Source organism: Enhygromyxa salina (assembly GCF_000737335.2).
GTDB classification, from domain to species: domain Bacteria; phylum Myxococcota_A; class Polyangia; order Nannocystales; family Nannocystaceae; genus Plesiocystis; species Plesiocystis salina_C.
The window spans coordinates 70,313-81,190 of the sequence record NZ_JMCC02000035.1 but is presented as its reverse complement, the minus strand read 5'-3'; the positions used below and the strand labels follow the sequence as shown (position 1 = coordinate 81,190).

Annotated in this window: 9 protein-coding genes and 1 other RNA gene; 3 read left to right on the top strand and 7 right to left on the bottom strand. The window is 66.3% G+C overall.

Translation table 11 applies throughout. The features are described 5' to 3' along the window. Positions 1-404 precede the first annotated feature (404 nt). Complete coding sequence (locus tag DB30_RS15360) at positions 405-1,202, bottom strand: CPBP family intramembrane glutamic endopeptidase (RefSeq protein WP_052549505.1); 798 nt, start codon at positions 1,200-1,202, stop codon at positions 405-407. Positions 1,203-1,303: 101 nt separating this feature from the next. On the opposite strand from DB30_RS15360, the gene DB30_RS15355 reads away from it, so the two are divergent. After that, positions 1,304-1,717, top strand: coding sequence for a fluoride efflux transporter FluC (locus DB30_RS15355; RefSeq protein ID WP_052549503.1), 414 nt, complete (start codon positions 1,304-1,306; stop codon positions 1,715-1,717). Between the two features lie 62 nt (positions 1,718-1,779). On the opposite strand, the gene DB30_RS15350 is transcribed toward DB30_RS15355, so the two are convergent. Continuing rightward, a complete protein-coding gene (locus DB30_RS15350; protein ID WP_052549500.1) occupies positions 1,780-3,840 on the bottom strand; it encodes a hypothetical protein in 2,061 nt (686 codons plus the stop codon). A gap of 445 nt (positions 3,841-4,285) precedes the next feature. Continuing rightward, complete coding sequence (locus DB30_RS15345; protein WP_146659047.1) at positions 4,286-5,140, bottom strand: methyl-accepting chemotaxis protein; 855 nt, start codon at positions 5,138-5,140, stop codon at positions 4,286-4,288. A 50-nt stretch (positions 5,141-5,190) separates the two neighbouring features. On the opposite strand from DB30_RS15345, the gene gltX reads away from it, so the two are divergent. Further along, positions 5,191-6,708, top strand: a complete 1,518-nt coding sequence (gltX, locus tag DB30_RS15340) for a glutamate--tRNA ligase (protein WP_240480240.1) — start codon at positions 5,191-5,193, stop codon at positions 6,706-6,708. Between the two features lie 155 nt (positions 6,709-6,863). Then, a non-coding RNA gene (ssrS, locus tag DB30_RS15335) (6S RNA) lies at positions 6,864-7,034 on the top strand. Between the two features lie 26 nt (positions 7,035-7,060). Here the strand turns inward: ssrS and DB30_RS15330 are convergent. From DB30_RS15330 to DB30_RS15315, 4 genes are all read right to left on the bottom strand, one after another. Then, positions 7,061-8,473, bottom strand: coding sequence for a hypothetical protein (locus DB30_RS15330; protein ID WP_146659045.1), 1,413 nt, complete (start codon positions 8,471-8,473; stop codon positions 7,061-7,063). Beyond that, positions 8,470-9,711, bottom strand: a complete 1,242-nt coding sequence (locus tag DB30_RS15325) for a hypothetical protein (RefSeq protein ID WP_052549494.1) — start codon at positions 9,709-9,711, stop codon at positions 8,470-8,472. Before DB30_RS15325 ends, DB30_RS15330 begins: the two co-directional genes overlap by 4 nt. Before the next feature lie 13 nt (positions 9,712-9,724). Then, positions 9,725-10,213, bottom strand: a complete 489-nt coding sequence (locus DB30_RS15320; RefSeq protein ID WP_052549493.1) for a macro domain-containing protein — start codon at positions 10,211-10,213, stop codon at positions 9,725-9,727. Between the two features lie 157 nt (positions 10,214-10,370). Further along, positions 10,371-10,868 carry a CarD family transcriptional regulator gene (locus DB30_RS15315; RefSeq protein WP_052549491.1) on the bottom strand — a complete coding sequence of 166 codons (498 nt, stop codon included), beginning with the start codon at positions 10,866-10,868 and terminating at the stop codon, positions 10,371-10,373. Positions 10,869-10,878: the final 10 nt, after the last annotated feature.

Below are 10,878 nucleotides of genomic sequence, written 5' to 3'. Positions count from 1 at the left end.
CGGTCACTCGGACTACCAGAAGACCGACCGGGCACATGCCCGCGGTGAGTGGTTTCGCTCCGAGGGACCCTCGGAGCCCGCCGGGCTGCCCGCCGTCACAACCCCGGCCTCACGGTCGCACCGATCGTCAGAGGTGCATTGTGCTCGGATCGCGGCGGCGCCATCGGTCGCAAAACGACGGCCCGGCAACCAGGGCTCCGAGGGTCCCTCGGAGCGAAAATTCACGGCGTATTAGACCCAATCGAAGCGGTGCCGGTCACTCGTACTACCAGAAGACCGACCGGGCACATGCCCGCGGTGAGTGGTTTCGCTCCGAGGGACCCTCGGAGCCCGCCGGGCTGCCCGCCGTCACAACCCCGGCCTCATCCACAGTCTCATCCACCTAGCAGCATCGGTCCCCGAGACTAGATCCCCACATACCCAAGCACATAGATGTCATAAAGCGCATGCGTCCAAACCGCAACCGCGAGTCCCCGGACTTGATACACGAGCGCAAAGAACACCCCCGCCAGCGTGCGATACACAAACGCCGCGAACACGAACGGCTCCCCATTCGGCCCAAGGTGATGGGCCAGCGAGAAGCTGAGCGAAGAGATCACCAACGCCGTCACCCAGGCCTGCTTCTCGGGCATCGCCCCCGCGAGCAGCCACGACAGTCCGCCCACGCCGATCAGTCGAAAGATCAGCTCCTCGTGCAGTCCCGCGCCCGCCGAGATCACCACGACATCCACGAACGAAAGTCCCGTCGCCAGCGCAGCCGAGAGCTCGCCGCTGGTGCTCAGCCCCGGCATCAGCTCGACGAAGCGGTGCATCACGAACAAGATGATCGACCCCATCGACAGGGCGTAGAAGGCTGACTCGGCCAGGACCGGCACGAAGGCCTTCGGATCAAAGGTGTCGCGCTGGCGCAGCAGCAACAAGATCGCCGCGTAGGCGACCAGCATGCTGCTGAGGACCACGAGGTAGTTGCCGAGGTCGCGCTCGCACAGCTGCACGAGCGAGGCCGTCACGAAGTCGACGCCGTTGAGCCCGCGGCTGAGCAGGATCCCGAGCTGGTAGATGATGAACAGCGGGAACACCAAGATCGCGCTGGTCAGCGGATCCACCCGGCCGGCGAGGTGGTTGGCGAGCGTGCCCTTCGTCGCCGGGCGTGCGCGCTTTTGTCGCGGAGCTGCCGCCGCGTCGTCTCGGTCGCGTGCCATGCTCGTCGATCCTGCGCCAAGCTCGGGTCCAGTCCCAAGAAAGCTGCGACTTTGGACCGTCCTGCGCCCGAACGACCCCAGGCGCGGTATGAATTCGAGACGTGAGTGAAGACAGCCCCAGCATCGGAACCCTCGCGCAGCTCGCCGCGGTGTTCGTGGCCGGCGGCACCGGGGCGACCCTGCGCGTGCTGCTGTCGGGGCGCATCGAGCAGGCGCTCGTCGAGCGGCTGCCCTACGCGGGCGTGCTCGTCGTCAACCTGATCGGGTGCCTGTTGATCGGGTTTGCGGCGGCGGTGATCACCACCAGCCATTGGCGCAACATCGTGCTCGGCGGCCTGTTGGGCGGGTTCACGACCTACAGCGCGTTCGCGTTGCTCTCGGTCGATCTGGTCGGGCACCAGCGATGGGGCGTGCTCGCCACCCAGATCGGCACCCACCTCGTTGGCGGGGTGCTGTGTGTGTGGGCCGGGTTCTGGGCCGCGCGCACGCTCGGGTTTGGCGCCGCTGCCGGCTGACACGAAAACGAGAACGGGCGGAGACATCGTCCCCGCCCGTGCGCTGCCAGCGAATCGTTGGCCTACTTCTTTTTCTTCTTCGACTTGGCCGGCTTGGTCTTGGGCTTGGCCTTTGACTTGCTGGCGGCCTTCGTCTTGGTGGCCTTCTTCTTGGCGGGCTTGGCCTTGGCCTTGCTGGTGGCCTTCTTCTTGGCGGGCTTGGCCTTGGCCTTCGTCTTGGTGGCCTTCTTCTTGGCGGCGGCCTTGGGCTTGGCAGCCTTCGACTTGGTCTTCTTGGCAGTCGCCTTCTTCTTGGCAGCGGCCTTCGACTTGGTCTTGGCGGGCTTGGCCTTGGCCTTCGTCTTGGTGGCCTTCTTCTTGGCGGCGGCCTTGGGCTTGGCAGCCTTCGACTTGGTCTTCTTGGCAGTCGCCTTCTTCTTGGCAGCGGCCTTCGACTTGGTCTTGGCGGGCTTGGCCTTGGCCTTCGTCTTGGTGGCCTTCTTCTTGGCGGCGGCCTTCGACTTGGTCTTCTTGGTGGCCTTCTTCTTGGCGGCTGCCTTCGACTTGGTCTTCTTGGCGGGCTTGGCCTTCTTGACGGGCTTCGCCTTCTTGGCCTTGGCGGGCTTGGCCTTGGCCTTCTTGGCCTTGGTCTTGGCCTTCTTCTCGGCAGCCTCGGCCTTTTTCTTGGCGGCGGCGGCCTTTTTCTTGGCGGCGTCAGCCTTCTTCTTGGCGGCGGCCTTCTTCTTCTTCTCGGCCTCGCGCAGCTTGGCGGCGGCCTTCTTCTTCTTGGCGGCTTCGGCCTTCTTCTTGGCGGCGGCCTTCTTCTTGCGCTCGGCGTCTTTCTTGGCCTTCTCGGCGGCCTTCTTCTTGCGCTCGGCGTCTTTCTTGGCCTTCTCGGCGGCGGCTTCTTTCGCCTTGGCGATCCGCTCTTTGTCCTTCTTGGCCTTCTCGGCGGCGGCCTCTTTGGCCTTCTTGAGCCGCTCTTTCTCTTTTTTGGCCTGCTCGCGCTCGCGCTCGGCCTCTTTGAGCTTCTTGAGCCGCTCTTTCTCTTTGGCCTTCTTCTCTTTTTCTTTCTCTTTGAGCTTGCGCTGGCGCTCGCGCTCGGCCTCGCGCTGCTTCTTGAGCTTGTCCGCTTCCTTCTTCTTGCGGTCGCGCTCTTTTTCCTTCAGCAGGCGCTGCTCTTCGCGCTCGGCCAGCTTGCGCTCGCGCTCCTCTTCGCGCTCGCGCTTCTCGGCCTCGCGGCGCTGCTTCTCTTCTTCGCGCTTGGCGGCCTTCTCGGCCCGGGCGCGCTCGCGCTCGGCCTTTTTCTCGGCTGCGGCGCGGGCCCGCTCGAGGCGCTTGCGCTCCTGCTCTTCCTCGCGGGCCTTCTTGGCCGCGAGTCGGGCAGCTTCCTTTTCGGCACGAAGTCGCAGGCGCTCCTCCTCCTTGCGCTTGCGCTCGGCCTCACGTTCTTTGCGCTTGAGCTCGCGCTCGGCCTCGCGGGCGCGCTGCTCTGCCTCGCGGCGCTCTTCCGCCTCTTGGCGGGCGCGCTCGGCTGCGAGCCGACGCTCTTCGGCCTGCCGCTTCTTCTCGGCCTCTTCCTCGGCGAGCCGTCGCTCGCGCTCGGCGGCGATCTCTTCCGGGGTCGGCCCCATCTCGAGCTTGAGCAGGTTGCGGAGCTCTTGCTCCTCGACTAGGTCGCCCCGCAACTCCTCCTCGTTGATGCCACGACCGTGGACAATCACGCGGTTGACGTTGTTGCGGAAGGTCAGCTCGACCTTGTTGTCACCCAGAACCTCGCTGACAAACCCAACCCCGAAGCTCGGGTGAACCAGCAGCTGATGCAGCACCAGCGCGGTCTTGGGGTTGTAGCGGACCGCGGTCGTGCGGTCGTAGTTCTGGATGCCTTGCAGCCAGTCGAGTTTCTCGAGTTTGCGTCGTCGGGTCACGGACACGGGCTCTGCGTCCTCTCCAGTCCCGCGAGGCTTCTTGAAGGCGTGGATGTCGCCGCAGACTGCGCACTGCACGCGGCGAACCTCCTCACCATAGCTCTCGAGGATGATGTGTGAAGTATCTGCCCGACACTTGGGGCAGTACCCATCGGTCTCCCCGCCATTCGAGTTGTTACTCGATCCACCAAAGTGGCTCTCGAAGATCTGGTCCATCAGTGAAAACTCCCTCTGAGGGCCTTCAGAGGTCCCCTATCACGGCCAGATCCTCGCATACAAGCCATAAAGGTCTGAAATCTTGACGAATTCGCGTTGCATGGCCGGGACAGATGACACCTGAACTAGACCCAACTCATTGAAAACAAACAGTATTTTGGGATTGTATGGAGCTGGCCGCGGGGGTGGGAGATCGCGCGACAGGATCCGATTTTCCGTCAGGCAAATGGATTTTCTAGCTCCCCGGCGCTGCTGCTGTACAGCTGAGCCCGGAACATTTGTTAGTCCCATCGCGGCTTTGTGGATCTGTGACTCGACGCTCACGTGAAGCCGTCGCGGAACCTGCGCTCGATCGGTAGGCGAGATTTCCTGCGCCCGGCCCATGAACACGGGAAATGCGTTCAGATCCCCTTTGGGCGGGCCGGACCCCGTGGCTATGTGGGGGTCACGACTTTCCAGGCCGAGGCCCGGAGCTGGCGCTGGTCGGGTCGGCGTCGGGTGTCGTCGCTGGACCCGCGGTCTCGTCGAGCCGGTTCATGTAGGCCGCGTCGTTGCGCTCGAGCCCCATCGACTGGATGAGCTTGCGGACATCTTGGCCGGTGTTCTTGGCCTGGTCGGCGAGGCTCCCGAGCTCACGACACACGACCCGAAAGGCGCGACCGTGCTCACCTGCCTGGGCGGCGATGATGTTGCCGTTGAGCGCCAGCAGCTGCAGGCGCCGGGCGACGTCGTCGATGAAGTGGATGATCGACTCCATGCCGTCGGCGCGCTCTTCGACATCGGCGACCTGGTCTTCCACGCCGCTGCGGGCCGCGGCCGCGAGCAGATCGAAGTACGCCTCTTTGTCTTGAAACGCCTCGATCATGCCGACTGGCGCGAAGTCTTGACCACCAGAGGCGTGGAGCGGACGGCAGACCGTCAGGTACTCGCGCTCACGGTACTCCACGATGCCCTTGTAGACCTCGCGGCGGCGGAGCACGCGATCGACGAGATCGCCGTGGGCGAACTCGTTGAGCTCGGGTGGGGTGCCGGCGTCGAGCACCGTGGCCACCGCGATCCGGCGGTTGCCCGCGTAGACGGCGAAGCCGAGGCCGGTCGACTGCGACATGCGAGTGAGCAACTCGCGGTCCTTTGACATCGGTCGGGTCCCGACGAGGATCTCGTCGTCCTGGCGAACGATCGTGCCCTCGTTGTGGAGCAGCCGCTCGGCGAGGGCGGTGGCCGCCACAGCCCGGTCGTAACTGCGCCGGGTGATCACCTCCCGGACGGCTTGATAAATGTGGCTGCTGACGTCACTCACGCGCCCCGAGTGTACTTGCAGCGCTGGCTGTGTGGTAGGGACTCGGCACCATGACGAGTGATGGCCCGCAGATCCCCGAGCAAACCGCGAATCAGCAAGATCCAGGGCGGATGCCGCCGCGGGTACGGATCGCCCCAAGCCCAACCGGCGACCCGCACGTCGGGACCGCCTACATCGGGCTGTTCAACTACGTGTTCGCCCGCAAGCACGGCGGGACGTTCATCTTGCGCATCGAGGACACCGATCGGGTCCGCTCGTCGCTCAGCTCGGAGCAGGCGATCATCTCGGCGCTGCAGTGGCTGGGGCTGACCTGGGACGAGGGCCCAGACGTGGGCGGACCGCACGCGCCGTACCGCCAGTCCGAGCGCCTGGACCTGTACAAACGTCAGGCGCAGGTGCTGCTCGACAAGGGCGCGGCCTACCGCTGCTTTTGTACCAAGGCCCGCCTCGATGAGCTGCGCGAGCAGCAGCGGGCCAGTAAGGCGGCCCACTATGGTTACGACCGCCACTGTCGGGAGCTCGACCCAGCGCAGTCGCAGGCCCGGGCCGAGGCTGGCGAGACCCACGTGGTCCGCATGAAGATGCCGACGGTCGGCGAGACCGTGGTGGTCGACGGCCTGCGCGGCAGCATCCACCGGGCCAACGCAGAGAGCGACGACCAGGTCATCGTCAAGTCCGACGGGTTTCCCACCTACCACCTCGCCAACGTCGTCGACGATCACGACATGGGCATCACCCACGTGATCCGCGGCGAAGAGTGGATCTCGAGCACGCCCAAGCACGTCGTGCTCTACGAGATGTTCGGCTGGGAGCCGCCGCGCTGGTACCACATCGGGCTGCTGCGCAACCCCGACAAGTCCAAGCTCTCGAAGCGCAAGAACCCGGTCTCGATCGACTACTACCGCGACCTTGGCTACCTGCCAGAGACCCTGCTCAATTTCTTGGGCACCCTGGGCTTCTCGTTTGGTGACGACAAGGAGCGCTTCAGCGTCGCCGAGATGACCGAGGTGTTCGACTGGTCCAAGGTCAGCACCGGCGGGCCGGTGTTCGATCAGGCCAAGCTCGCCGCGTTCAATGCCGATGACATTCGGGCGCTGTCGATCGACGAGCTCCACGCGAGGGTGATGGCGACCGTGCTGTCCGAGGATCGGATCAAGGCCATGCTCACGGTCGCGCAGCAGCGGATTGATCTGCTCGACGACTTGATCCCCTATGTCAGCTTTTTCTTCGGCGGCAGCGTCGACCTCGCGCCAGTGTTGCCGAAGTTTCGGATCAAGAAGCGCAGCAGGGCCGACGTCACCGGGATCCTCGAGCGCTACCTCGAGGACATCGAGCTCGACGCCCGCGCGCGCGGCTTTACCGGCGAAGGGCTCGAAGCATTCTCGCGCGAATTTTGCGAGCGACACCAGTGGAAAGCACGCGAGCTGTTCACGCTGTTGCGACTCGCTGTCACTGGGCGCACCGCGAGTCCGGGGTTGTTCGAGACTCTACAGATCTGCGGCAAGGATCGGGTGCGTCGGCGTATCCGCGAGGTCATCGCGGTGCTTCGCGCGGGTGAAGACTGGTAGCGCTGCCGCTGGCCCCGCCGTTGGTGTGGCCAGCGCCGTGACTGCGCAAGCGGGCGAGAAGCCCTCGCCCGAGCTGAAGATAATTTCGCGACTGATTTCGAGCTGACCATGCATTTGAGACGTGGCCGATCGTGGCTACGTGGTATAAATGTTCTCGCAGCCATTCGTCCCCAGACGCGAAAGTTCTACCTACATTTTTTCAACCAGGGTGCCGCCTCTGTTCGTGGGAGTGCAGGCTCGTTCGGCGAGAAGCCCGAAGCGATTATCGTGCCACCCACCTACTTCATGTAGGGGTTGAACTCAACCGGAGGGGACGGTGGCTGTTTCCTCTTTTGACGCTCTATTTGGCGCTCTAGATGAGTCGCCAGATGAGGATCGTCGCGAGGTTGAGGAGCGCGAGCGGGATGATCCAGCGCGCCAAGCTCGAGACCCGCTGGCTTTGGTCTTGGCTTGGGTCTTGGCCTTGGGTCTGAAGCCGGGTCGCGAGGTAGAGGACGGCCGCGGCCTTGGCGATGAAGCTCAGCAGCTCGACGGCGAGCTCGGGCGCGTGGGCGAGCAGCGGGACGGGGCGCTCGGTGAGCGCGGGGATCGTGGGGCCGCCGAGGTACAGCGTCACGAGCAGGCTGGCCCACAGCAGGGCGTTGAGGCGCTCGAGGGTTGCGACGACGGCGTGGGCTGCGGGCGTGGACTTGGTGGGGAGCGATTGAACCAGCAGGGCAAAGCCAAGGGCGAAGCCGAGCGGCTGGGCGACGATGCCCCAGCGGGGGACCTCGAGGCCGGCCAGCTCGACGAACTTTGCTTGGGCCAAGACCAGGTCGGTGGGCGAGGCGCTGGCAGGCGCGAGGCCGCAGACGAGGGCGGCGAGCAGCAGGGCGAAGCCGAGCAGGCGCAGGGCGGCGAGCGCGAGCGCCGGGGCTGGGTCGGTCGGCGCGGCGCCGGGGATGCGGGCTTTGACGATCGTGATCGTGGCGGTGAACAGCGCGAGCGCGACCAGCCACCACCAGATGCCGGGCGTGCCGGGCAGCGCGAGCAGCTCGACGCCGCCGAGGCTCTCGCGGCACTGCTCGAGCTCGCGCGGTCCAACGAGATCGAGCAGCCGGCCGCGACACAGACCCAGGCCGATCGGGATGGTGGCGGCGAGCAGCAGGGCAGAGGCGAACGCAGCTGCGATCGCGAAGCCCAGGCCGCGCGCGCCGTCGCTGCGATTGGAGCCGCGCGCGGGCGATGGACCCGTGCGCAGCGGACCCAAGCCGAACGCCAGGGCCAGGCCAGCCAAGCCCAGGGCCGCGGCCACGACGGTGCCCAGGCGCGGGCGATCGGCTTCGGTGCCAACGAACTCGATCGGGGTCGCGTAGGCAAAGCTATCCGAGCTGAAGGTCAACGAGGCCTGGCCCGAGCGGTAGACCCCGGGCTCGAGCCGAAACGTGGCCGGTGACAGCGCGAGCTCGACGAGGACCGAGTCGTAGGCGGGGATCGTGCGGGGCAGGGAGTCGTCGACGAAGCGCAGCGCGTCCCAGTCGTCACCGGCGAGCGCGAAGTTGCCGACCGGTCGCACGGTGCCCGTGCGATTGTGGATCTGCACGACCACGCCCGCCCGCGTTGGGCTGAGACGGACCACGCCAGGGTCGGACCACAGGGGCCCCTCGGCGTCGTCGGCCGTGTTGGCCGCGCAGCCCAAGCCGGACAGCAGCGCGAGCAAGACCATCAGCGCACACACGAGCGGCGCGCGTGGGACCCACGCGGTCGAGCCTCGCGCGCCCATCACGACTGATCCAGCGCGCGCAGAGCCTCTACGATCTGCACGACCAACGACTCTCGGGGTTGCCGGGTGTTGGTGCCGCCGTCGCTGTCGACCAGCTCGCCCTGACGCTCACCCGGGTTGGTGCCGGGCAGCACGATCTGGCAGGCCGCGCTGACCTCGTCGTGCGCGTGCGCGATGCAGACCGACTGCATGCGCGCGAGCTTGCCGAGCACGAACTCCGGGAACGCGACTCGGGTGTCGAGCAAGAACACGGTCTGAATGAACTCGCCCGCGAGATCCAAGGCGAGCTGGCCCGCGTGGCGAGCGTTGGGGCCCGCGACTTCGTCGGCGGCGTGGGGGTCGGGCTCTTGGTCGGTGGGGATCCCCTCGGTCGCGGCCGCCGTGCCCTCGAGCACGTAGCGGTGCGCACCAAATGCCTCCGCGAGCTCGAGCAGCGCCTCGTTGGCGTCCTTGCTCGCGCCCCGCGAGAACACCACCGCGACCCGCTCGCTCCGCAGCCGCTTCGCCGCTGTCTCGATCGCAACTTGGAGATCGACGACTTCATCATCGACGAAGGCGCGGAACACCGGCCCCTCGAGGCGACGATGACTGGTCGCCTCGGGCTCGTCTGCTTGCGCGGGCTCGTCTGCTTGCGCGGGCGCGGGCTCGTCTGCTTGCTCGGGCTTGGCTGCTTGCTCGGGCTCGGGCGCTTGCGCGGGCTCGGGCTCGTCTGCTTGCGCGGCCTCAGGCTCGTCTGCTTGCTCGGGCTTGGCTGCTTGCTCGGGCTCGGGCGCTTGCTCGGGCTCGGGCTTCGAGACCACCGCGGGCTCGGGCGCCGGCTTTCGCATCCCAGCCCGAAGGTTGGTCATCGTGTCCATGTCCCCAACGCCACCTTCGCGCTGGGCCGCTTCGATCGGGGCGCGCGCGGGAAAGTCCAGGATGCCCGTCCGCAAGATGAACGCGAAGCCTGCCCCAACCATGCAAGTGAACGCGCACGCGCCAAACAGCGCCTGGTCCTGCAAGCCGAGGATGCAGGCGCCCGCGCGCTCGGACTCTGGCGTGCAGCTGATCTGACCGAGCCCAACGAACCACGGCACGAGCAGCATCGAGACGACCAGGAGCCCGGTCATGGCGATGCCCAGCTGCAGCAGTCGCGCGAGACCTTCTGCGCGGGGGCGCGGACCGGGTGCTGGCGTCAGCCGCCAACCCAGCGCGAGGCCGAGGACCGCGATCGCGGCCAGTACGAGGTAGGCCGGGGCCATGCGAGGGATGCTCCTACGACAGGCCTTCGATCGCCATCTCGAACACGTCAATCTCGTCGGAGTTGCGGGCCACGAACAACACGCGGACCGGCCGTTCGCCGCGATGGCTGCGGAACTCGCTGTGGATCGCCCGGGCGGCTTCCTCGGCCGGGATCCCCGTATCGAACGCGCCCATGAGCGGGACCGCGACGCTGTTGTAGCCCTTGAGCTCGCACGTCACGATCACCGCGGCGGTCGCCCGCGCGATGTCCTCTACCTGGACCTGCTCACCGGCCTTGTTGGTGTTGGGGACGTGGATCAGGTTGCGGGCGCGCAGCTTGCCGCCCTCGGTCACGAACGCCGCGCCGATCGCCAGCGGCGTGTGAGGACGCAGCAGCTGCTCGAGCGGGAGCCCGGACAGCTCCTTGATGCGTGACGCCGGGTAGGTGGTGTACTCGCAGTCGGAGTTGACCGGGCACACGAACGCGTCGACGTCGACCTGCTCCCAGGGATCGTTGGACAATTGGATTTCGATGATCTTGGCCCTCTGGTCGACTGGGCGGCGGGTCGCGCCGGCCAGCGGTGGCGTGGGTGGACGGCTGGTTCAGCTGGGAGCCCAGCGCTCGCAAGCGGGCGAGAAGCCTCGCCTGAGTTGAAACCCGAGCTGAAACCAGCGCGGCTCAGTTCTTAAACATGGAATCGAGCTGTTCGGCAACCTCGTCCTCGGGGGTCTCGCGGGCGACCGCGAGCTCACCAACGAGGAGATCGCGGGCTGTCCGCAGCATCTCGCGCTCGCCGTGCGACAGGGTCTTTTGTGAGCGAAGCAGGGACAGATCGCGGTAGACCTCGGCGACCTCGTGGAGCGATCCGGTCCGGATCTTCTCCATGAAGTTGCGATAGCGCCGGTTCCAGGTCTGCCGGTCCGCTGGGACATCGTGGTCGCGCAGCAGCTCGAACATCTTGTCGATCTCGTCGGGGCCGGCGAGCGGTCGCATGCCGTTTTCACCGGCCTTGTCGATTGGAACGATGATCTTGAGGCCGCTCCCGCGGACCTGCAGGTGGTAGAAGCGCAGCGCCTGCCCCCCGACGTGCTTGGTCTCGAGCCCCACCACGTCCGCGACGCCGTGGGCCGGGTAGACCGCGGTCATACCAATCTCGAAGTTCTCGGTGTCGATCATCGCGTCCTTT

Bases quoted from the DNA above. Each gene is read 5' to 3' on its own strand.
- gltX (WP_240480240.1), top strand. From the start codon at position 5,191: ATGACGAGTGATGGCCCGCAGATCCCCGAGCAAACCGCGAATCAGCAA.
- DB30_RS15325 (WP_052549494.1), bottom strand. From the start codon at position 9,711: ATGGCCCCGGCCTACCTCGTACTGGCCGCGATCGCGGTCCTCGGCCTC.
- DB30_RS15350 (WP_052549500.1), bottom strand. From the start codon at position 3,840: ATGGACCAGATCTTCGAGAGCCACTTTGGTGGATCGAGTAACAACTCG.
- DB30_RS15315 (WP_052549491.1), bottom strand. From the start codon at position 10,868: ATGATCGACACCGAGAACTTCGAGATTGGTATGACCGCGGTCTACCCG.
- DB30_RS15360 (WP_052549505.1), bottom strand. From the start codon at position 1,202: ATGGCACGCGACCGAGACGACGCGGCGGCAGCTCCGCGACAAAAGCGC.